Below are 21,735 nucleotides of genomic sequence, written 5' to 3'. Positions count from 1 at the left end.
ATAGTGTCACGCATGCTAGTATTCGAGCTGAATCCAAACGGGTTCAGCTTTTTTATGTTTGTTCATTGAGGTGTGATCTATGTGGCTGGCAATAATCGCAGTAGTCGTCGGACTAGCAATTTTGGTTTGGAGTGCGGATGTATTCATCGATGGTGCGGTCGTCTTAGCCAATAAGCTAAAGGTACCTAGTTTTTTGATCGGCGTTGTGATCTTAGGATTAGGGACTTCGGCACCTGAGATGGTCGTCTCAGTATTAGCAGCATTAGATGGTAGTCCTGAGCTAGCCTTAGGTAACGCTTATGGCTCCAACATCATCAATATCGCTTTGGTACTTGGCGCAACCGTACTCATCAGCCCCATCATCATTCGCAAAAGTATTATCAGTCGTGACATGCCGCTACTACTCTTAGTGACCGCTGTAGCAGCATGGCAACTGAGTGATGGCGTCTTAAGTAATACTGACGGTATTGTTCTCATCGTTTTATTAGTAGCGGTATTAGGTATTCAGATTGTCTTGAGCTTGCGAGAGGGCAATCACGAGCACGAAGATGACCCTGTACTAGATAGCGCAGAGCAGATGAGCGCTATTCGCGGCATAGGTGCTCTGTTCATCGGCTTGCTAGTACTGATATTGAGCTCGCGCGCTATCGTCTGGGGCGCTGTGGAGCTTGCCACGTTATGGGGATTAAGTGAGCTGATCATTGGTCTGACCGTCGTAGCGGTTGGTACGTCGTTACCTGAGCTGGTCGCTAGTGTATCAGCGGCGCGTAAAGGTGAGCATGATATGGCTTTGGGCAATATTATTGGCTCTAATATCTTTAATACATTAGCCGTCGTTGGCCTTGCCGCACTCATCGCACCTATGACGATTAGTCCCGTTATTTTATCGCGTGACGTGCTGGTTATGGGCGCGATTACCGTACTACTCTTTGCGCTCTGTGTATTCGCCTTTAGCACCAAACGCAAATTTGGATGGGCCTCTGGTACAACCCTAATGCTCGCCTTTGTAGGTTATACCCTATGGCTGATTCAGAGTGTTACGATATAAACTGGACGTTACTTACTGCCTTTACGGTTACGTAGTACTCGCCACAAGCTCTCGTTCTCAGTTCTTGGCATCTTCAGGGTAATCGTGTTTGAAATCATGTCTTGTACTGCCAGGCCGCGACGATTGAACAGACAAAAGGCATAATTGAACATCAAACCCAAAAAGGCACTGGTCAGCATAATCGCTCTTGTGCCACCTATGAGGCTGCCAATTAGGCCAAAGATGAGCGGCATAATACTCGCCGCTAAAATACGCTTGAACGCCTGTCCCCAGCTCAACAGATGACCAGTATCATTGACCGTCTTTAACCGCCAAGTTTGCATACCTAAAGTCTGACCACCGCGTCGCCAAAATAAACCATAAAAAGCGACTAAGGTTAAGATAAAGGACGGGGTCATCACTACATTTTGATACCAAGTGGGCAAGGTCTGTGCTTGATTGGACTCCGTACCCGTCTGCATGGTAGCAAGCGTACCTATCACGGTAAGTGCTGTCCCTACCAAAAACAACAAGGCTAGTATCAACATACCATCATAGACGATAGCAGCGATTCTGGTCGTTGGTTTAGCAATCGTCGGCTCATCGCTCTCAGGCATTCGCTGCAGTGGCGTCTTTGGTTTTGACTGAAGAGTAGGAGCTTTTTTTAGGTTTTTTGGCATGATAAGCGCTCATAACAGATAGGTAGTAACAGTAGATGGAGATCTATAGCATTATTGTACCGTAATTGCGCCTGTTATCATAAACTGATAAAAAACGAACAGACATAAAAAAACCGCCAAAGTGTCATCAGACAGGCGATTGATTTAGGACTTAACGTTGATCGTTGATCTAGTATGCAAATGGTGCGCCCGGAGAGATTCGAACTCCCGACCCCTTAGTTCGTAGCCAAGTGCTCTATCCAACTGAGCTACGGGCGCGTATTGCACATCATTTACTACAAATAAGTTTGTAGTAAATTAGGTTGGCTATTATATAGAGTACACACTTAATGTCAATGTTTTTGTCAGCTAAAATAGAAAATACTGTTAAAGACATCGAACTCTAAATATCGCCGAATAAGATGGCGGTGAAGGAGGGATTCGAACCCTCGATACGCGTTAACGTATGGTTCCTTAGCAGGGAACTGGTTTCAGCCACTCACCCACTTCACCGAACAATACAAGACTATTTGTAATAAATATGAGTTATTTATAATAAATACATGAGCAGTTATGATAAACAACAGTATCGATGCTAATGATACGTCTTATGCTGTGGGCGAGTATTATAACAAAGCCAAAACGAATTGCAAGCCTTGTGACAAGTTTAATCCTGCTTCGACTATAATTTATAGGATAATCAAAGACTGAAATAATTTTAATCATAAAAAAACGCTCTACATTGATAGAGCGTTTAATGAAAGCGTGTCGATGCTAGAGTAAACCGCAACTTAAGCTTACCCTAACATCGGCATAAAGCTGGCAGCAAAACCACCAATGAAAATCTCAAGCAGATAAAAGGCCAAAAAGGCGACAATCGGTGATAAATCTAGCATGCCTAGATTTGGGGTAATACGGCGAAACGGTGCTAAGATAGGTTCAGCTAGGCGCATAATAATGCTAACGATAGGATGCACAGAGCCAGTAAACACGACAATCCAGCTGACGATAATAGAGCCTATCACTAGATAGCGGCACATACGCAAAAAGTCTAATACCAAACTGATGGTGCCGGTAAAGAATAACGGTACAGGTGCAATGCCTTGATGAGTCAAGGCCGCTTTGCCAGAGATATCTATTAGACGAATGAGCAGCATCAAGACGATAGCAGCAATACTGATGCGGCCCTGAGCGACCGTTGGAAAAATACGGCCAAAGACATCAACGATATGAGTGGCGCGATAAGCAGGCGCTATCATAGGGTCACTGGCATCCATATCCGCAAATTGCAGCATAAAGCGTATAAATACGAGCAACATAGCAAAGGTGGTAACCAGATCAAAAACTTGTAATAAGGCGTTATTCATGGAGCGTTACTCAATATCAATGATTTTGCATTAGCAAATACTAAAGTGACAATTTTTTTGAATAAAAGGGTACTGATATCTATCGCATCAAAAGCTGCTTTACTGACTCATCTCATCGCTCAACGCTTCACTGCGCTGATAACACGCTTGCATAGCCTCACCGATTTGACGTCCAATCTCATTGGCTTGCATTGATTCAATCGCGGCCTGCGTCGTCCCATTTGGCGAAGTGACTTTGCGACGTAGCTCGCTTGGCGCCTCATCGCTGCCCATTGCCATTTTGGCCGCTCCCAGCATGGTTTGCATAGCGAGCGCGGAGGCTTGCTCTCTATTTAACCCTAATGCTATTGCGCCATCAACCATAGACTCAATGAAGTAAAAGATATATGCAGGCGCCGAGCCTGATACGGCAGTCACCGCATGCATCTGGTCTTCCTCCTCTACCCACATCACTAGACCTGAGGCCGCCATTACCCCCTCTGCTAACTGCTTATCTTCAGTGCTCGTAGCATCAGTTGCATACAGCCCTGTTGCACCCATCTGAATCATAGCAGGAGTGTTTGGCATAGCGCGTACGATATTGGCATAGCCGCCAAGCATCGCGGATAAAATATCCGTCGATAGACCTGCTGCCACCGAAATAATAAGTTGCTTATCGAGCACATCTGTAAAGGCACTGACCACCATTTTCATCACTTGCGGCTTGACCGCGAGCACAACAACATCAGCATTGACCACAGCAGATTTTGCATCTTGAGTTGGATCTATCGTGTTGATCCCTTTAGCCGCAAGCGACTCACGTATCTCGCTGCTAGGATCTGCGACCGTGATTAGTTCAGGCTCAACGCCGCAGCCGATCAGACCGCTGATCAAGGCTTGCGCCATGTTGCCGCCACCGATAAAGCTTATTTTTCTATGATCTAATACTGACATAACAAATCCTTGGTTACTGCTCTTAGCACCGTTTTAATGGCTGCGCTTACGATCAAATTATATTCTTGATGGTGAGCGCATTAGTACCGCGTGCAAAATGACACTCAGTTTATCATACTGCTATTATTGACGTTTGATAAATTCAAACTCTCAATTAACATGCAAAATGCTTTGCACGGTATGCACTGGCGTATGTAATGCTGGATCCTCACTCTCTAACCTCCAAACCTCAAAGGGTGATGCCAATGCTATTTGGGCTACTTTTGCCTTATTGTTGTTATCTACAAAATTTAAACTCACCACCACCAAACTATCGCGTAGCCATACTGGTATAGCTAGAGTTTGGTAAAGCTTTTTGCCAGCCTGCGCTCGGCTACTATGGGCAGTCTTTATCTTTTGCTGACGACCAAGCGGCGCAAGGTTTAGCCTAGTCGTATCGCTAATTTTTATAGGCAACTTGTCGAGTGCCACTTTTAATTGCCAATGATAATCCTGACTGTGGCGCACGGTGATGAGTAAAGGTTGCGATGTCGTTTGATTAAAAGAATATAAGGGTTGGGTTTGTTCAGGTATCTTATCAGTGAGCCATTCAAGCCACTGACTACTCAATCGATAAAGCTGCTGCCGAAAACGTCGAATCGTGTAAGAATGCTGACGCGCTTGCCAATACAATTGTGTCTGGTGATTCTGATCGGTGCGATATGCCAAATTAAACACATCGTCTATAAGCTGCTTAGCAGGCGGTAGCGGCTCATCTTGTGTCAGCCAGTAGTGCAATAGCTGACGCCGTCGAGCAAGCGGTAGTATTTGTAGCTGATCAATATTCAAGACACGCTGCACAGGCGGTACTTGCAAAGGCTCAAGGAACGAGCTAGACGCTTGCGCCAGATCTTGCTCAGCTTGCGCGTTGACAATATCCTTAGCATCACCTAATAGCTGCGCGCTGCGAGCGATGTTCTCAACCACATTGGTATTATAGCGTGTGAGTACAGGCAAGATATCACGGCGTAGACCACTACGGATATTATCACCGTTGTCGTTGGTTGGATCGTCGATATAAGGCAGCTTTAGTCGCTCGGCGTAAGTAGTGATGTTAGTACGGCGCACGCTTAACCAAGGTCGCCACAATACGTGTTGCCGCGCGCCTGTTTGTTGCACACGCAAGGGCATCATACCTGCTAATCCGTTGACCCCAGCACCTTGTATCAAGCGCATCAGTACAGTCTCCGCTTGATCGTCAGCATGATGACCGAGCAGGAGTACATCGCCTTGGTTGATGTGCGCTAGCATTGCTTTGTAGCGAGCCTTACGCGCGGCTTGCTCATCCGCACCTTTTACGTGGGCTTGTAGAACATAACAGGGCATCTGCTGCGCGCGCGCCCACGCCTCGACATGCATGGCCCACTGCGCACTGCCCGCTTGCAAGTTATGATCGACATGTAATAGCTGCGGTAAAAATGGCAATTTGCCTTGTCTATAGAGCTGAGCACACACGCCAGCTAATGTTAGAGAGTCACGCCCGCCGCTACAGGCTAGCCAAATACGGCGGCCACGTAATTGCTCATAATGCTCAGCTACACTAGTCAGTAGTGCCTGACTTAGTCCTTTATCCATCGGTATATCGGATGACATAGGTTTAATAGGATAGTTGCGAATAGCGGGGCTGCTCATAAGATAGTCTTATCCAAAAGTATGATTAGGGCGTATTTAATTAAGGATCTGATTGAAAGATTATCATAACCTTTTAGGTATAAAAAAACGCGTCTCAATAGAGACACGTTTATTTTAACAAAGTACGAGAGGAGTAAAGCCTTATATTTAGGCAGGCAGCATCACCTCAGAATTAAAGGTTTTGAGCTTCTCGTAGCGTTGCTCACAGCGCTCACTTGCATCTAAATCAACGATCTCATCTAATTGCTGGGTGATGAGCTCTTTTAAGGCTTTCATAACTGGCTGCGGATGGATATGTGCGCCCTCACCTTCGTCAATCACCTCGTCAATGAGTCCAAGCTGATATAAGTTGATCGCATTGAGCTTTAGCGCCTCGCTAGCATCTTTTGCTTTTTCAGCGGTTTTCCACAAAATAGAGGCACAGCCTTCAGGAGAGATAACCGAGTAAATGCTATTTTGTAGCATATTGACCCTGTCACCTACTCCGATAGCTAGGGCGCCGCCAGAACCGCCTTCACCAATAATAGTCACAATAATAGGTACTTTGAGACTTGAGAATACCGCAATGCTTTCAGCGATCGCTTGCGCTTGTCCGCGCTCCTCAGCACCAATACCAGGGTATGCGCCTTGCGTATCGACAAAGGTCATAACCGGAATATTAAAACGCTCAGCCATTTTGACTAAACGGATAACCTTTCGATAGCCTTCAGGATTGGCCATACCAAAATTATGGGCGATACGCTCGCGCGTACTGCGACCACGGTGCTGACCGACTATCATAACAGGCTTGCCATCAAAGCGCGCCAAACCACCGATGATAGCTTTGTCATCGGCATAGGCGCGGTCGCCATGTAACGCATCGAATTCTGTAAATAATTGATTGACGTAATCCATAAACAATGGACGTTTGGCGTGACGTGCCAGCTGTACGCTATCCCAGACGGTGCTCATAGACTTATCCTTTTTGTCATTTTTATTCTATGATGGCTAATATGATCTCATCGCTCTTTGGTTCGGGCGCTATTAATCACGGTGAACATCACGGAAGTACAGTTGTAAACTCAATACAAACTATAGTAGCACATCTTATATAGCAAGGCATTATTCTGCCTGCAAGTCGCCAATAGTTATCGCCACTATATCAGTAGAAATCGGTTGTATAACCAGAATTAAGCTTCAACGATACTAAGCTTCAACGATACTAAGCTTGATGCCCCACTTGGAAAACTGCTCGGTCTCAGCTTGGAGATCTGTGAGTAAAGAGGTGTAGTGCTCATTATCATTGGTGACGGTAATTTGCCACTCATTGCTATTAATCACCTCAATATTCATAATTGGTGGAATATATTCGCTACGGCTATGATGAGTCAATACGGCAAGCCTAAGAAGCAAACATAGATAAACCAAGGAGTCGCCACCAACGCTACAAGCTTGCTCCAGCGTATCGGATTTGAGTTTACGTCTATGACTAAGCGCCAGCTGCGCCATCCGCTTTTGATCCACTTGCGAGAACCCTGGAATGTCTGAGTACTCAAGCAAATAGGCACTGTGCTTGTGATAGCTGCTATGACTAATGGCAAGACCAACCTCATGCAAGTAAGCAGCGCGGCGTAGCAGATCAGCATCATCTGTGTTTAATTTCAAATCACGATTGACTTGTTCAAGCAGGAGATGACTGGTCTTGACGACTTGGCGGGCTTGTTTTTTGTCTACCGAATAGCGTTTAATGAGCGCCAGCACACTGCGATCTCGTACATCTTCACTGCTAAAGCGTCCGAGCATATCATACATAACGCCTTCGCGCAGTGCCCCATCTGAGTAGGTCAAGGTCTCAACACCAAGCACTTTCATGATAGCGCGCAGTACCGCTACTCCTGCTGGAAACACAGCTCTACGGTGTTCTTTGACGCCTTCTAGGTCGATATCCTCGACATTACCGATCTTGGTCAGTAGCTTTTCAAGCTTTTTGAGCCCGTGATAGGTCACGCGCTCTTGGTCATCAGACCAGCCTTTTGATACTAGTACATTACGTACCGCCTTTATAGTGCCACTAGAGCCGATGACACTGCTCCAACCCGCTTTTTGGTAACGACCGTTAATCGCAAGCACTTCTTTTCTCGAGGCGCTAATAGCTTTGGTAAAAGCGTCTTTGGTAATCAGTCCATCTGCAAAGAACTTTTGGGTGAAGGCCACGCAGCCCATTTGCAAGCTCTCGGTCAGCATCGGCTCAAAGCCTTGGCCGATGATAAATTCAGTTGAGCCGCCGCCAATATCAATGACCAGACGCTTATCACTACTGGCATTGGTATGCGAGACGCCCAAATAAATCAAACGTGCCTCTTCGCGACCTGCAATAATTTCTATTGGCTTGGGTAATATATCGTTGGCACGGGTAATAAAATCATCGGCGTTTTTGGCTTGACGCAGCGCATTGGTCGCAACGATACGCACGCGCTCTGGCGGCACGGAATCTAGACGCGTAACAAAACGGTTCAAGCACTCCAAACCCCGCCGAGCGGCATCCGCACTCAAAATATTGTGCTCATCTAACCCCGCTGCCAATTGTACCTTTTCAGACATAGAGACCACTTTACGTACCTCACCATGGTCAAGGCGAGCAATCGCTAAATGAAAACTGTTTGAGCCGATATCAATGGCTGCCATCAGCTCGTCTTCGGCAAGCGGCGAGTTGGCAAGGTATTTTTTAGGCATAAAAAGCGGTTACCGTAGGTTGTGAGCTGACTGAATCGAACAATCAGTGAAAAAGGATATCTATCAGCACAATTAACGAGCCATTAGTTATCATGTGATATAGAATTAAATTAGCAAGCGTTATAGATAAGTGTTGTCATTAAAGCATTTATGCCAAATAGGGGCAAGCGCCCAGAATAGTAACTGTTTTGCACCTTCAAGAGCAGATGTTTTGCGTATCTACCATCAATTGACAAGTGTTTGAATGACATAGGCTCTATAGAAATCAAAGAGATGTCTTGTATGTCATAAATAACAATTACTTAAGCGCTATTTTGTTATATGATAATTGTCTATTTCCACCTTTTACTATAATCAAGCTAACGAGCAAGGATGCTACTATGAATACTCAAACCCAACATGAAGTCTTTAGCAAGACTGAGCTTAGTCACACAAATACTAATAACAGCATAAAGAATATCAAACCTACTGAGCAAAAATTTTATGACTTCTACTTAGAGGAGCATCAAAATATGGCTTGTCGGCGTTTGCACTTTGCAGGTAGTAGCTTTGGTCTTTTAGGCCTCGCAAAATCTGTTAAGACCCGCTCGCCAAAACCTTTACTTAAAGGTATCGCTGCTGGTTATGGCTGCGCTTGGGTCGGACATTTTTTCTTTGAAAAGAATAAACCTGCGTCGTTTAAATTCCCGCTCAAAAGCTTCGCTAGCGACTTTCGAATGTATGGCGATGTGCTACGCGGTAGACTGAGCTTAAAGGATACCAAGTTTGATAAAATCAGACAACAGTAGGGCGCTAACGGTATTGTCAATTCAATCAAATGAGCGGTTTAGTGAATTGGCAGTCAGGAGAGAGCACGTGGAACCGATAAATAAGTGCGCCATCGTTATTGGTGGCTCATTGGCAGGATTATTCGCAGGAACCTTGCTACGGGATATCGGCTGGCAAGTCGACATCTATGAGCGCTCTACTCATGAGCTTGATAGTCGTGGCGGCGGTATCGTTCTGCAACCTGATGTCATCACCGCTTTTGAATTAGCAGGTATTGATACTGACAACTTAGGCGTTGATGTCATTGAGCGCTACTATTTAAACCAAAACGGTAGCATCGATAAAATGGCAATGCGCCAGACGCTCACCTCTTGGAATATTCTGTATCGCTCGCTACGTCGGCATTTTCCAGACGAGTGTTATCATCAAGGCAAAGTGTTAGAGCGCGTCGAGTCAAGCGATGATAAGGCCACCGCTATTTTTGCAGATGGCTTACGCGTGACTGCCGATTTGCTTATCGGCGCTGATGGACCAGCATCCACCGTACGTCAGCAGCTACTTCCTAGTTATATTCCAGAATACGCCGGCTACGTGGCTTATCGCGGCGTTGTTGATGAGAGCGTTGTCGATGAAGGCAGGCTAGATTCCGATACCGCTGCCATATTTACCGAGCGTTTTGTGTTTTATGACTTCCCAAACTCGCAGATTTTGGCGTATCTCATTCCTGGCGAGAACGAATCGCTCGTAGCTGGCAGACGTCGTTTTAATTGGGTGTGGTATGTCAATTACGATGAGATCACTGAGCTACCTACTATTCTTACCGACATGAATGGTAGGCCGCGGACTCATTCGATTCCACCTGAAATGATAGCGCCTGCCGTAGAGCAAGCCATGCGAGAGTACGCCAACGCAACGCTTGTTGAGCCATTCAAAGAGCTAGTTGCAGCGACTACAGCGCCTTTTGTTCAGTCGATTTTGGATCTGACTATACCGCAAATGGCGTTTGATAATATTGCTCTAGTCGGTGATGCAGCTTTTATTCCACGTCCTCATACTGCTGCTAGTACGGCAAAAGCAGCCGCTGATGCAATCGCTTTGGTAGAAGCACTAGTTGAGCACAGTCATGAGGTACAGCAGGCACTAAAGCATTGGGAAGTCGGTCAGCTACAATACGGCAAGCGTCTGTGTCAGCATGGTCGCCAATTAGGAGAACGCTCGCAGTTTGCTTATGGTAAAGGTCGAGTACAAAGTTAAGGTACTAAGAATTCAATAAAAAAAGGACTAAGCGACATATAAGTGGCTTAGTCCTTTTTTAGTTCAAAAATTTATTGTGCTAGCTATTAATGTTTTATACCAAGCTAAGCTTTTGCCATCTCAGCAAATATCTCATCAGCCGCGTTGACTGAAAACTCTAAGTCATCACTGCTGTGCTTGATCGACATAAAGCCCGCCTCATAAGCAGAAGGCGCCAAATAAATGCCGCGATCTAGCATGCCATGAAAGAAAGTATTGAACACTTCCATGTCGCACGCGGTCACCTCATCAAAATCAAGCGGCGTTGGCGTATCAGCGTCTTTGACAAAAAACATACCGAACATACCGCCAAGCTTATTGGTGCGCAGATTGATACCGTGCTTGTCAGCAGAAGCCTGAATACCATCAATCAAACGGTCGACTTTGGCAGACAATTCATCATAAAACCCGTCGACGGTTAAGTCCTCAAACATCGCAATACCAGCGCGCATCGCTAGTGGATTGCCCGATAATGTCCCTGCCTGATAGACGCCGCCCATCGGTGCGATACATTCCATGATCTCTTGCTTACCACCAAAAGCGCCAACAGGCAGACCTGCACCAATGATTTTGCCAAAGCAGGTTAAGTCAGGTTCAATACCGAAATGCGCTTGTGCACCGCCAAGTCCGACACGAAAGCCTGTCATGACTTCATCAAAGATAAGTACCGCGCCGTGCTCAGTACATTGCTCACGTAAGGTGTCGTGAAATATTTGCTCAGGGATCACCATATTCATGTTACCGGCGATAGGCTCGACGATAATACAAGCGATGGTATCGCCCCACTTCTCAAAGCAGTCTTTGATCGCTTGTGGGTCGTTGTAAGGCAAGGTAATCGTATGCTTAGCAAAGTCAGCGGGCACGCCTTTAGACGTCGGCTCACCGATATCAAGCATGCCTGAGCCAGCTTTGACGAGGAGACTATCTGAATGCCCGTGGTAGCAGCCTTCAAACTTAACGATATTGTCACGACCCGTATAACCGCGCGCCAGACGAATCGCACTCATTGTCGCCTCGGTGCCTGAGCTGGTCATACGTATCATCTCAACACTTGGCACAATATCGCATATCTTATCCGCAACCGTCGTCTCAAACGGCGTTGGTGTACCAAAGCTTAAACCATCTTCGGCGGCTTTTTTGACCGCATCGATCACTTTTGGATGCGCATGACCCAAAATCATCGGTCCCCAAGAGCCAATATAATCGATATAAGCATTGTCTTCGGTATCGTAGATTTTGCTGCCGCTCGCGCGGTGCATAAAGATGGGCGTACCACCTACCCCAGCAAACGCACGTACTGGGGAATTAACGCCGCCAGGAATATGTTTGCGGGCTTGAGCGAAAAGTTGTTCGTTTTTAGTACTCATAAATACTCTCAATTTACTTATAAAAGTTAAGCTTTTTTGACGACTGATGACTTAAGCTTCATCTGCCCAAAGCCCTCCAATTTACAGTCGATATCATGACCATCAACGGGATCATCAAGCAAACGGATGCTCTTAGCCTTAGTACCTACCTTTATGACAATAGATGATCCTTTGACCTTTAGATCTTTTATCACCGTGACCGCATCGCCATCTTGCAACTCATTACCCACCGCATCACGAACGATACCTTCTTCTTCTATTTGAGCATTAGCTACTTGTGTTTCGGCGGCTGTCCATTCATGAGCACACATCGGACACACCAATAAGGCACCATCCTCATACGTGTAATCAGCGTTACATTTTGGGCAATTAGGTAAGCTCATAGTAGCCTCGCAGCGCTTTATTTATAGATAGTTTTTGTGCCTTCATTGTAGCGCAAATCGACTTTTTAACCAATGAGTCAAGTTGCGATACTATAGATTGCTAACACCCCTGTGCTAAATCGTTACGATAAGTGATGGTTGCTTTGTGTGCTCATTTTTTGTGCTACTCTTCATATTTTAAAATGTATTTTTAGCATTCAGTTAAATTAATAAACATATCGCTCGATACGAGGAATAACAATAATGACTCAACCTATAAATTCAGTCCAACCGCCGCAGTTTTCTCAATTAACGATTCAAGGCGAGGATGCCGAAAAATTCTTGCAAGGTCAAATCACCGTTGATGTCACAAAACTTGGTCTTAGCTATCAAGCAGCGGCTATTAGTAACCTAAAAGGACGTATTGAATTTGGTTTTTGGATCAAAAAACAGGACGAAAAACAATACGATATCGTCATTAGTGCGGATTGCGCTGACGCTTTGCAAGCGCATTTAAGTAAATTTGGTGCGTTTTCAAAGTTTGAGACCAGTGCTTCTACCCCTATTTATCCTTGTGTATTGGATGGTGAGCCTACCTTTAGCCACAGTGAAAGTAATGAGGATGTACAAAAATGGATGGGAACCAGTATAGCGACAGGTAACTATTGGATAGTGGCAAATAGCCAAGGTGAGTTTCAACCGCAGGAGCTACGCCTCCATCAGCGCGGCGGTATGGATTATGATAAAGGCTGCTATCTAGGTCAGGAAGTCATCGCTCGTATTTATTTCAAATCAGCGCCAAAAGCGTTTTTGCACTATGTAGAAAGCAGCGACCCAAAAGGACATGCCAGCGTACCCGCAGCAGGCGAAAAACTTGGTAAGGTTCAGGTGGTCAATGCGATAGCGATTGAAAATGGTTTTAGGGCCTTGGTCGTAGCGCGTCCTGAACATCTGGCTGATAATAAGCTTAGTATTCTTGACTTACCTGATGCCCTACAAGCTGACGTGGCTCGTCCTCAGTAGAGTAGTAAATTAACCGCAAGGCTTTAGAACCTTATGACGCACATTGCAGTACTAGGAGCAGGCGTGATCGGTGTCACTACCGCATGGTATCTGCGCCAGGCAGGTTTTGAGGTTACAGTGATTGAGCGTGAGTCCGCATCAGGTATACAGACGCTATTTGCGAGTGGTGCGCTATCTATTGGTAGTATGAATCCGTGGGCTAATCCTAAGACGCCACTTGCAACACTCAAGGGGTTTTTTCGAGAAGATGCGCCGCTTTTATATCACTTGCGGTCTGACAAATCGCAGCGTCAATGGGCGCTACAATTTTTGCGTGAGCGCCGTGCTGAACAAGCGGATGCTAATTTAACTCAAATGGTGCGTTTGGGACTATACTCACAGGACGCTTTGAGACAATTACGCACTGCTATCGATGTCAGCTATGAGCACAAAACTCGCGGTGCCATGCATTTTTATACTGATCAGACCTACTATGAGGCAGCAGCTGCACCTACAAAGCGCTTACAAGCACTAGGCTGCGAGCGCCGCATTATCGATATCAATAACGCTACAAGTCTAGAGCCTGCCTTATATCCTATCGCTCATAGACTGGTTGGCGCGACTTTTACTAGCGCTGATGAGTCAGGTAACCCCTATCTATTCACTCAGCGCTTGGCTGAGATGTGCATATTAGCAGGCGTGCGCTTTAGGTATGATACCGAAGTAGTTGCCATAAGCGCAGATGACGACGCTAGCAAATCTCATATCCATAGTATTACCATCCGCCCTATCGATGAAAATGCACAAACCTTTAGCGCGGACAGTTACGTATTAGCGCTCGGTCACGACAGTATGACGCTTGCCAAGCCATTGGGTATTCACTTGCCTATTTTTGCTGCAAAAAGCTACTCTGCAACCTACAAAGTCAATCCACGCGCCCCGCACTTAGCGCCCTTTATCAGCCTTATCGATGATGAGTACAAACTTATCATATCGCGCTTAGGCGATAAGCTGCGAGTTACAAGCGCTATTGAATTTAATGGTCATAGTTTGCCGCTTAACTTAGCGCACTGTGAAGCGATTACTGACCGTATTCAGCATCTATTCCCAAAAGGTATCATTGCCAATTCTGCCAAGTACTGGGCAAGTATTCATCCGATGACCCCATCCAGCGTACCTTTAATAGGACGCGCGCATGCAGGATCTGTGAGGCGTGGTAGTCAAAACAGTGAGGCAACTTTTGATAATCTATGGCTAAATACCGGACACGGAACTTTGGGTGGGACGTTCGCTTGCGGATCAGCCAAGGCGTTGAGCTTATTGATGCAGAATAAGACGCTAGATATCGATTTTGACTTTGTCGGTATTTTATAAGTATTTAATGTGACGTCGCAAAAAAAGTAGAGGCTCAAACATAGAAAAGGCGCTGATCAATAAGCGCCTTTTTTATGTGTTAAATAACTCAAATTAAATTATGAACTCATTGCTTCTTCATAAGCGGTCTCTATTTCTTCAGCGTCAGCCTCAACCTTTACAGGCTTCAGTTGCACAGGTACGCCATTGACTGCCGCGTTACCGCACAGCTCATCGATCAGCGTATCATCGGTCAAATCATTGACGCTGACCCCAGCATGCGCCTGAGCGATCTTTTGCTTGACGCCACTGCGACCATGACCCCAGCCATGTGGAATACTCACCACTCCTGCCATTAGCTCATCGGTGACTTCAGCGACAATGGTTACGCACCCTACGCGAGAGGTCACTTGTACGTCTTGACCATCCTCAATACCGTAGTCTTTGGCCGTGTCAGGATGGAGCATCAAAGTACAACGCGGTTTGCCTTTGACCAAGCGCTGGCTATTATGTAACCAAGAATTGTTACTACGTACGTGGCGGCGACCTATGAGTAGAATTTGCTCAGCATCATAGTTCGCCATCATTTCTTGAACGCGCGCTAGATCTGCTTGATAAAAATCTACATTAAGAGCAATCTGTTTGTCTTTGTGTTTGATAGCTTGTGGCAGCATACGTTTCAGTGGCCCAAGATCCATACCATGAGGGTTTTTCTTAAGCTTGCTTAGTGTCATACCTTGATAAGGCCCGCGGCGCAAACCTTGATCAAGGACGAACTTTGGCCCTAGTCGCGAGGTGAGCTCACGCTCTACCCGAGTGGCCAGAGCAGGTTTTTTGTCCAAGCGCTTAGCAAGCTCTAGATATATCTGCCAGTCGTGCTTAGCGTCCTTATGTTTGGTAAATAAGGCGGGCGAATACTTGGCAACATTGTGTACCGCAAAACCGTTAAAGGTAACGTCATAGTGCTCGCGCTCTAAGGGCGAAGCGGGCGGCAGAATGATGTTGGCATGGCGACTGGTTTCGGTCACAAAGTAGTCAATGGCAACCACAAACTCCAACTGTGCCAATGCTTCATCTAATTTTTCACCATTTGGGGTACTAAGCACCGGATTACCCGCCACACACATAAAGGCTTTTAGCTGTCCCTCGCCTGCTACTAGCATCTCATCTGCCATAGCGACTACGGGGTAATCGCCATTAAAATCAGGTAAATGGCTTACGCGCGTATGACGTTTGCCCAGATAACCTGGTCCTGAATTATTGACCAAATCAACGGCAGGATTGGGGAACATCAGACCGCCGACTTCATCTAAGCGCCCAGTGACAATATTGATGACCATAATCAAATACTGACATAGCAGACCGAACTCTTGTACTGAGACGCCCATACGTCCATAGCAGACAGAGCTATCTGCCTCACAGAACTCAGTGACTAGGCGTTTGATCTCAGAGGCACTGATACCCGTGATACTCGCTACTGACTCAGCGCTATAATCTTTGGCAAAGTCTGCCATACGCTCAATCGCAGGCGTGAGCGCAATGGCTTTGTTATCTTTGGCGCGCGCTTTGTCCGCATAACCTTGGATATAGATCTCATTAAGCATGGCAAGTAGCAGTAAGACGTCGGTTGCTGGACGGATAAAATGATGCTCGCTTGCCAGCTCTGCGGTCTCCGTACGTCTAGGATCGATGACCACGACTTTACCATCGCGGGCTTTTATGTCTTTGATCTTTTGGCGCATGTTTGGTGCGGTCATAATACTGCCGTTGGATGCCAGCGGATTGCCGCCGATAATAAGCATATGCTGGGTACGATTGACATCAGGCACTGGGATACGCAGCATATGCCCGAACAGATGCATGCTTACAATGTGATGCGGCAGCTGATCGATCGACGTCGCAGAGAAACGGCTACGAGTTTTTATACTATTTAAGAGATGCTTGACCGTCAGCATACCGCCCATATTGTGCACATTTGGATTACCCAAATAGATACCAAGCGCGTTTTTGCCATGCTTTTTTTGAACCGCGCTGATACCAGCGGCAACTTTGTCTAACGCCTCCGGCCAGCCGATCTTTTTCCAGCCACTAGCCGTGCGCTCTACAGGATGGCGCAGGCGATCAGGATCTTCATGCAAATCTTGTAATGCCGTCGCTTTGGGGCAGATATACCCTTGAGAAAAGGGATCATCTTTATCGCCTTTAATGGACAATACTTTATCGCCATCGTGCTTGACGACGATGCCGCACATGGCTTCACACAAAGTACAAGTTCTAAGATGGGTTTGTTCATTACCTTTACGGGCTATGGTTTTGCTTCGTTTAGTTGGCATAGTACTCATTCCTTTATTTACGATGTAAATTCCATTTAGTTTGTAACCGGTTGACTCGTCATGGTTTTGTACCAAAAGCTCTCAAAAAGCGTATCGAAGTTTTTGCTAAGCACGGCAATTGCCTGCGCTCTACTATAACGCTGCTGATGGCAGCCTAATATGAGCTCATGCACTTGCGCAGTCGCGATATCGACGCTTAGATTGATCTGAGAGTGCTCAAAATTGCACTCAGCCGATAACAACCCTTCGATAAATATCTGTGTCCACTCTTCTTGTATCTCGTTAATTAAGTGTCCCAAGCCGTCACTCGATTCTGTGCTATCTGACAGCCCTTTAAGAGATAAGTCTAAGCGAGTAGGCTCCGCGCGTACCCGATCTTCAATCAAGCGCTGAAACAGATAAATATTGACAAAGGCGGCATCAAATATCATGCCCAAACACTGCTGGCAACGCTGATAAAACTGCGCTTTATCAAGTGAAGTATAGTCCTCAAGCATAGTCACCCAAGCCATACGTATAGGCGATAGATAGTTATCTTTGAGCTGCGCGCTCAATTCGTGCTCCAAGACCTCTAGGCTTGCAAAATGATTGTAAAAGCTTGGCTGAGCGATGCCTGCGCCTTTGGCAATCTTGTTCATACTCATCCCGCAACTACCCTCAATGCTATAAAGTCTTAGCGCGCTTTTTAGGATAGCCTTACGCGTTTTGGCTTTTGCCAGCTCACGTTTCGAGGCTACGGGTACATCATGAGTACTATTTACAAGTGCATTTGTTGCAAGAACGTTCACCAATGGTCTGCCTTTGTTGATTGAGATGACTGATACAAATTATTAATGTTTCGACTATAAGGCTATAGTCATTTACACGATAAGTCTACAATTTAATGGTATGCTTGTCACACTTTTAAAAATAATACTTAGGTTTTCTTTATGGCAACATCTACAGTTTTTAGCCCTCTTACTTTGCCCTGCGGCGCAACTCTACGCAACCGACTAGCCAAAGCAGCTATGGAGGAGAACATGGCAGATATCGGGCAAGTCCCTGGCCCTACACTTTTGCGCTTGTACGACCAATGGGCAAAGGGCGGTACTGGACTATTGATTACAGGCAATGTAATGGTGGATGGGCGTGCTATGACAGGGCCTGGCGGCGTTGTTCTAGAAAAGCAAAGTGAGCTTACGCCTTTTGCCTCTTGGGCACAGGTGGCCAAACAAGACAACACTCACGTCTGGATGCAGATCAATCATCCTGGTCGCCAAGTTTATGCGGCGATGGGCGGTGAGGTATGGTCTCCGTCTGATGTGCCTCTTGATCTAGGCAAACACTCGCATTTGTTTGGCAAACCTCGTGCCATGAGCGCTGATGATATTGAGCAGCTTATCGAGCGCTTCGCTGATACTGCGCTAAAGGCTGAACAAGCCGGGTTTAATGGCGTGCAAATTCATGCCGCCCACGGCTATCTAATATCACAGTTCTTGTCGCCACTGATCAATAAACGTACCGATGAGTTTGGTGGTTCGATTGAGAATCGTATGCGCTTATTGATTAGAGTTATCAAGGCGATTCGTGCACGAGTTGCTAGTAGCTTTGCGGTATCAGTCAAGCTAAATTCAGCTGACTTTCAGCGCGGCGGCTTTGATTCGGATGATGCCAAAGTCGTTATCTTGGCAATGAATGAGCTGGCTGTAGATTTGGTTGAGCTATCAGGCGGTAGTTATGAGAGTCCTGCTATGCAAGGTCAAACCGCTGATGGTAGAACGTTAAAGCGCGAGGCCTACTTTTTGGACTTTGCAACTGACCTTGCAAAAATAGCAGTGATGCCAGTCATGACGACGGGCGGCGTGCGACGCTTGGCAGTAGCAGAACAAGTATTGGCTCAAGGCATCGATGTTGTCGGTATGGGTACAGCGCTCGCTATGAATCCTGCTTTGCCAAAACAGTGGCAGACTGATGATAAGATTAGCGCCTCCGATCCTGCGGTACGCTGGAGGGATAAAACCTTGAGCGCTATTGCCACTATGGCAGTTGTCAAAAGCCAATTACAACGTATGGGGCAAGGCAAATCTCCTAAACGCAAATCCTCGCCCATCGTCTCTTTGATAAAAGACCGTATGCGCCTAAAAAAGCTGACTAAACGCTATCGCAATTATTTAGCAAAATAGACTATAGATTTAAATATCATAATACTCTAAGTACAGCTCTCATTCTATTACTCTATTTTTAGAGAGTATCTGATAGCATTTTTAGCAGCTTGTGTATTAGCTCATCGTTTTGGTCTAAGCTTACTTGTATTGTGAGTGGACATACATTGAAGCATTCTTTATTATCATTAAGTTACACTACAAACATTCCTTATACAGACAATACATTAAGGAATTTATATAGTGATTATTGAGTGTTGAGTTTACTTGCATTTAGACTACTAAAGCATGTGACAAACAATAAAGGACTAGCGGTATAAGCCGTTATATCAATAAATAAAAGGAGCACAGTAATGAACGAACATACTCTAAAAGGTGAATGGAACCAAATGAAAGGTTCAGTCAAACAGAAGTGGGCTGACTTAACAGATGATGATTTGACTCATATTGAAGGCAGTCGTGACAAGCTTGTTGGACGAGTACAAGAGCGCTATGGACATGCCAAAGAAGATGCCGAAAGAGAAGTTGATGATTGGCGCCGTGAAAACAAATATTAAGTTGTAGGTCACATAGTCCTATAGAACGAAAAAGACCGTATTGAAGCCCAATACGGTTTTTTGTGGGCTATAATTTTGATCAGATAGAATCTCCAAACCCCAGACACGATAAAACCGCATAACAAATCACTGCTATGCGGTTTTATCGTTGACCATCCTTGTCACCTGTTATCACTTTCTTCACTACATCCATGTAGTGTATGTCATAACAGTTGGGCATCTTGCCCATTACAGTGTATCTTTGGCATTACTACCATCAACATAGGGTTATATACCTATACCAATTATCATTGTCATCCTGACGTTAATAATCAACTGATCATCCGTGATACGGTCAACTCAATCCTTGAGTCATATTCCCTAATGCCGTGTGACTATAATGCCAAATTGTTATCGCATTGTTAAGAGGTATTAGCGTCACTGTCTGTAAGCATATGCTTACAAGCTATATAATAGTGACTTCAAATAATCATCTCGCCAATGACACCTACTAAAAACCCAAGCGTCGCTCCAAGTGAGGTCAGATAGTTATTATCAAGTTTACTCTCCGGAATAATGTCTTGAATGAGTAAATATAATATTCCTCCACTAGCAAAGATCATTAAATGCGCTGTGAGCTGAGGCTCCTCTCTTAATAAATAATGTCCTATAAGCGCAGAGATGATGCCAAAAAAGCTAAGCGCAAAAAATATAATGAGCGTCTTTTTGACGCTGTATCCACTTTGCACTAAGTCTCGAAATGAATTAAAAGACTCAGGTAAATTCTGTAAACCGATAAATACCGCTAACAGTAGCGCCATCTGCGGTTCAATCGCGAACACAGCACCTAAGGCGATTGATTCAGGCACAAAATCCATCATCATAGCGAGTAGTGTCGCTTGCTGACTGCCTGATTTAGCCAGTCTATAGTCAATAACCATAAAAATCATTGCGCCTAATAAGAACGACCCTATCAGGCTCCAGACACCCAGTTCCTCCATTCCTTTAGGTACCAGCACCAGTGCTAGAGCAGATAAGATGATACCTGCGCCAAACGACATTGAGGTATGGATAATCTCATATTTTATAGGACTATCTTTTACATGATGATTGAACAAGTTAGCTAACAATCCACCAACAAACACAGTAATACCTGCAAATCCTGAAAATACTATAAGATCAAACAATATGGTAACTCCCCTCTATCTGTCAAACGCAGACACTACTTAGTCTTAGTAGTATTTATAAATGCATTTTTAATGGTATTTCTTGTTTTTTAATTTTAACAAATGAGTAAGTAGATGTTTCTATCGATTACAACTCACTAACGAAAATGACATCTACTATAAACTTTAGCGCTCTATGCTCTAAATGTAAGAAAACATTTCACAATGATACATTTATCGTTTAAGTAGCGACTTACTATACTCATAATAGGAATAAAACTCATGGTAGCCACACCGCATTCAATATCACGTTCGGTGATAAAAACAGCACTATTAACCACGGTATCCGTTTTTATGCTAGGGGCGACCGTTGGGTGTACAGTAACATCAGGCTATGACAATCAACCTGTGTACCGTGATGGTAATAGCAATCGTGCAAATGGACAATTACGGCGAGAGCTTAATCGCAATGGGTACAAAGTATTAGATATCAGACGCGATAACTATCGCGGTCGTCAAGTGCTAGTCGCCTATGCTGAAAAGAACAATCAGTTTTATGATTTTATCTATAGCTATCCCGATCTAAAACGCCTTAGCACTATTAAAAAGAATCGCTCTAATAGTTGGCAAAACGATAAAGACTACAAAGACAAATATAATAATAATCGCTATAAGGATAAGAAAAAAAACAAAGGTAAAAAATACAATCGTAAGAACGATGGTAAAGTGCAAAAAGATGCACGCTATTCTGTCATCAAGCAACGGGCTATTCGTAAAGTACGAGCAATGGGCTATAGCGTGACGGATATCGACTTTGATAGTAAGAAAAATCGCGGAATCTTTGAGATTGAGGCTAGACGCGGTGGACAAGATTATGAGATTGAACTGAGCTACCCAAACTTGGACGTTATCAAACTCAAAAAAGATTGAGCCAAAAAAGAATCAATTAAAGACAACACTTTCTAGTTTCAGCAGTTGCTTGCTTTGGTCAAATAGGTCTCTTGTAGTCTTATTTGACTTTTTTTTGGTAGCATGATTATATAAA

The 21,735-nt window shown here is 45.0% G+C and carries 19 protein-coding genes and 2 tRNA genes; 8 read left to right on the top strand and 13 right to left on the bottom strand.

Annotated features, from left to right (window positions below; translation table 11 throughout):
• The first annotated feature begins 79 nt into the window (after window positions 1-79).
• Window positions 80-1,048 (top strand): calcium/sodium antiporter, encoded by a 969-nt coding sequence (locus ACR64G_RS01030; protein WP_435979718.1) that lies wholly within the window; start codon window positions 80-82, stop codon window positions 1,046-1,048.
• A gap of 8 nt (window positions 1,049-1,056) precedes the next feature.
• Here ACR64G_RS01030 and ACR64G_RS01025 read toward each other — a convergent pair whose 3' ends face one another.
• The 8 genes from ACR64G_RS01025 to ppx form a co-directional block, all read right to left on the bottom strand.
• The gene (locus ACR64G_RS01025; protein WP_435979717.1) at window positions 1,057-1,707 is read right to left on the bottom strand and encodes an RDD family protein; all 651 of its coding nucleotides are present in this window, start codon (window positions 1,705-1,707) and stop codon (window positions 1,057-1,059) included.
• 181 nt (window positions 1,708-1,888) lie between these two features.
• A tRNA-Arg gene (locus ACR64G_RS01020) sits at window positions 1,889-1,965 on the bottom strand.
• A 144-nt stretch (window positions 1,966-2,109) separates the two neighbouring features.
• Window positions 2,110-2,199 (bottom strand) — tRNA-Ser (locus ACR64G_RS01015).
• Window positions 2,200-2,483: 284 nt separating this feature from the next.
• Complete coding sequence (locus ACR64G_RS01010) at window positions 2,484-3,053, bottom strand: YggT family protein (protein ID WP_435979716.1); 570 nt, start codon at window positions 3,051-3,053, stop codon at window positions 2,484-2,486.
• A 99-nt stretch (window positions 3,054-3,152) separates the two neighbouring features.
• Window positions 3,153-3,986, bottom strand: coding sequence for a pyrroline-5-carboxylate reductase (gene proC, locus ACR64G_RS01005; RefSeq protein ID WP_435979715.1), 834 nt, complete (start codon window positions 3,984-3,986; stop codon window positions 3,153-3,155).
• A 150-nt stretch (window positions 3,987-4,136) separates the two neighbouring features.
• Window positions 4,137-5,657, bottom strand: a complete 1,521-nt coding sequence (tilS, locus tag ACR64G_RS01000) for a tRNA lysidine(34) synthetase TilS (RefSeq protein WP_435979714.1) — start codon at window positions 5,655-5,657, stop codon at window positions 4,137-4,139.
• Between the two features lie 147 nt (window positions 5,658-5,804).
• Complete coding sequence (locus ACR64G_RS00995; RefSeq protein ID WP_435979713.1) at window positions 5,805-6,608, bottom strand: acetyl-CoA carboxylase carboxyltransferase subunit alpha; 804 nt, start codon at window positions 6,606-6,608, stop codon at window positions 5,805-5,807.
• Between the two features lie 234 nt (window positions 6,609-6,842).
• A complete protein-coding gene (ppx, locus tag ACR64G_RS00990; protein ID WP_435979712.1) occupies window positions 6,843-8,369 on the bottom strand; it encodes an exopolyphosphatase in 1,527 nt (508 codons plus the stop codon).
• A 380-nt stretch (window positions 8,370-8,749) separates the two neighbouring features.
• Between ppx and ACR64G_RS00985 the strand changes: the two genes are divergently transcribed.
• Complete coding sequence (locus ACR64G_RS00985; RefSeq protein WP_435979711.1) at window positions 8,750-9,157, top strand: Mpo1-like protein; 408 nt, start codon at window positions 8,750-8,752, stop codon at window positions 9,155-9,157.
• Between the two features lie 67 nt (window positions 9,158-9,224).
• Window positions 9,225-10,391 carry an FAD binding domain-containing protein gene (locus tag ACR64G_RS00980; RefSeq protein ID WP_435979710.1) on the top strand — a complete coding sequence of 389 codons (1,167 nt, stop codon included), beginning with the start codon at window positions 9,225-9,227 and terminating at the stop codon, window positions 10,389-10,391.
• A 104-nt stretch (window positions 10,392-10,495) separates the two neighbouring features.
• Here ACR64G_RS00980 and hemL read toward each other — a convergent pair whose 3' ends face one another.
• Together hemL and ACR64G_RS00970 are read right to left on the bottom strand one after the other, a co-directional pair.
• Window positions 10,496-11,797, bottom strand: a complete 1,302-nt coding sequence (hemL, locus tag ACR64G_RS00975; RefSeq protein WP_435979709.1) for a glutamate-1-semialdehyde 2,1-aminomutase — start codon at window positions 11,795-11,797, stop codon at window positions 10,496-10,498.
• A gap of 26 nt (window positions 11,798-11,823) precedes the next feature.
• Complete coding sequence (locus ACR64G_RS00970; protein ID WP_435979708.1) at window positions 11,824-12,180, bottom strand: zinc ribbon domain-containing protein YjdM; 357 nt, start codon at window positions 12,178-12,180, stop codon at window positions 11,824-11,826.
• Between the two features lie 243 nt (window positions 12,181-12,423).
• Here ACR64G_RS00970 and ygfZ point away from each other — a divergent pair, with 243 nt between their 5' ends.
• Together ygfZ and ACR64G_RS00960 are read left to right on the top strand one after the other, a co-directional pair.
• Entirely contained in the window at window positions 12,424-13,182 is a 759-nt protein-coding gene (gene ygfZ, locus ACR64G_RS00965) for a CAF17-like 4Fe-4S cluster assembly/insertion protein YgfZ (RefSeq protein ID WP_435979707.1), read from the top strand.
• Window positions 13,183-13,215: 33 nt separating this feature from the next.
• Window positions 13,216-14,535 carry an FAD-dependent oxidoreductase gene (locus ACR64G_RS00960; protein ID WP_435979706.1) on the top strand — a complete coding sequence of 440 codons (1,320 nt, stop codon included), beginning with the start codon at window positions 13,216-13,218 and terminating at the stop codon, window positions 14,533-14,535.
• Window positions 14,536-14,633: 98 nt separating this feature from the next.
• On the opposite strand, the gene ACR64G_RS00955 is transcribed toward ACR64G_RS00960, so the two are convergent.
• Window positions 14,634-16,847 carry a molybdopterin oxidoreductase family protein gene (locus tag ACR64G_RS00955; protein WP_435979705.1) on the bottom strand — a complete coding sequence of 738 codons (2,214 nt, stop codon included), beginning with the start codon at window positions 16,845-16,847 and terminating at the stop codon, window positions 14,634-14,636.
• Window positions 16,848-16,882: 35 nt separating this feature from the next.
• Window positions 16,883-17,635: a TetR/AcrR family transcriptional regulator gene (locus ACR64G_RS00950; protein WP_435979704.1), complete on the bottom strand. Its 753-nt coding sequence runs from the start codon at window positions 17,633-17,635 to the stop codon at window positions 16,883-16,885.
• 141 nt (window positions 17,636-17,776) lie between these two features.
• On the opposite strand from ACR64G_RS00950, the gene ACR64G_RS00945 reads away from it, so the two are divergent.
• Both ACR64G_RS00945 and ACR64G_RS00940 read left to right on the top strand, forming a co-directional pair.
• Complete coding sequence (locus tag ACR64G_RS00945; RefSeq protein WP_435979703.1) at window positions 17,777-19,009, top strand: NADH:flavin oxidoreductase/NADH oxidase family protein; 1,233 nt, start codon at window positions 17,777-17,779, stop codon at window positions 19,007-19,009.
• A gap of 332 nt (window positions 19,010-19,341) precedes the next feature.
• Entirely contained in the window at window positions 19,342-19,545 is a 204-nt protein-coding gene (locus tag ACR64G_RS00940) for a CsbD family protein (protein ID WP_025651848.1), read from the top strand.
• Between the two features lie 461 nt (window positions 19,546-20,006).
• Here ACR64G_RS00940 and ACR64G_RS00935 read toward each other — a convergent pair whose 3' ends face one another.
• Complete coding sequence (locus ACR64G_RS00935) at window positions 20,007-20,711, bottom strand: ZIP family metal transporter (RefSeq protein WP_435979702.1); 705 nt, start codon at window positions 20,709-20,711, stop codon at window positions 20,007-20,009.
• Between the two features lie 261 nt (window positions 20,712-20,972).
• On the opposite strand from ACR64G_RS00935, the gene ACR64G_RS00930 reads away from it, so the two are divergent.
• Window positions 20,973-21,620 carry a hypothetical protein gene (locus tag ACR64G_RS00930; protein WP_435979701.1) on the top strand — a complete coding sequence of 216 codons (648 nt, stop codon included), beginning with the start codon at window positions 20,973-20,975 and terminating at the stop codon, window positions 21,618-21,620.
• Window positions 21,621-21,735: the final 115 nt, after the last annotated feature.

It is taken from the genome of Psychrobacter sp. DM4, from assembly GCF_051307035.1.
Lineage (GTDB): Bacteria > Pseudomonadota > Gammaproteobacteria > Pseudomonadales > Moraxellaceae > Psychrobacter.
The sequence above is the reverse complement of the archived record's forward strand: the minus strand, read 5'-3'. Positions and strand labels throughout refer to the sequence as shown.

What these genes read in the sequence shown, in the direction of transcription:
- ACR64G_RS01030 (WP_435979718.1), top strand. Translation starts at nt 80, where the DNA reads ATGTGGCTGGCAATAATCGCAGTAGTCGTCGGACTAGCAATTTTGGTT.
- ACR64G_RS01025 (WP_435979717.1), bottom strand. Translation starts at nt 1,707, where the DNA reads ATGCCAAAAAACCTAAAAAAAGCTCCTACTCTTCAGTCAAAACCAAAG.
- ACR64G_RS01010 (WP_435979716.1), bottom strand. Translation starts at nt 3,053, where the DNA reads ATGAATAACGCCTTATTACAAGTTTTTGATCTGGTTACCACCTTTGCT.
- proC (WP_435979715.1), bottom strand. Translation starts at nt 3,986, where the DNA reads ATGTCAGTATTAGATCATAGAAAAATAAGCTTTATCGGTGGCGGCAAC.
- tilS (WP_435979714.1), bottom strand. Translation starts at nt 5,657, where the DNA reads ATGAGCAGCCCCGCTATTCGCAACTATCCTATTAAACCTATGTCATCC.
- ACR64G_RS00995 (WP_435979713.1), bottom strand. Translation starts at nt 6,608, where the DNA reads ATGAGCACCGTCTGGGATAGCGTACAGCTGGCACGTCACGCCAAACGT.
- ppx (WP_435979712.1), bottom strand. Translation starts at nt 8,369, where the DNA reads ATGCCTAAAAAATACCTTGCCAACTCGCCGCTTGCCGAAGACGAGCTG.
- ACR64G_RS00985 (WP_435979711.1), top strand. Translation starts at nt 8,750, where the DNA reads ATGAATACTCAAACCCAACATGAAGTCTTTAGCAAGACTGAGCTTAGT.
- hemL (WP_435979709.1), bottom strand. Translation starts at nt 11,797, where the DNA reads ATGAGTACTAAAAACGAACAACTTTTCGCTCAAGCCCGCAAACATATT.
- ACR64G_RS00970 (WP_435979708.1), bottom strand. Translation starts at nt 12,180, where the DNA reads ATGAGCTTACCTAATTGCCCAAAATGTAACGCTGATTACACGTATGAG.
- ygfZ (WP_435979707.1), top strand. Translation starts at nt 12,424, where the DNA reads ATGACTCAACCTATAAATTCAGTCCAACCGCCGCAGTTTTCTCAATTA.
- ACR64G_RS00960 (WP_435979706.1), top strand. Translation starts at nt 13,216, where the DNA reads ATGACGCACATTGCAGTACTAGGAGCAGGCGTGATCGGTGTCACTACC.
- ACR64G_RS00955 (WP_435979705.1), bottom strand. Translation starts at nt 16,847, where the DNA reads ATGCCAACTAAACGAAGCAAAACCATAGCCCGTAAAGGTAATGAACAA.
- ACR64G_RS00945 (WP_435979703.1), top strand. Translation starts at nt 17,777, where the DNA reads ATGGCAACATCTACAGTTTTTAGCCCTCTTACTTTGCCCTGCGGCGCA.
- ACR64G_RS00940 (WP_025651848.1), top strand. Translation starts at nt 19,342, where the DNA reads ATGAACGAACATACTCTAAAAGGTGAATGGAACCAAATGAAAGGTTCA.
- ACR64G_RS00930 (WP_435979701.1), top strand. Translation starts at nt 20,973, where the DNA reads ATGGTAGCCACACCGCATTCAATATCACGTTCGGTGATAAAAACAGCA.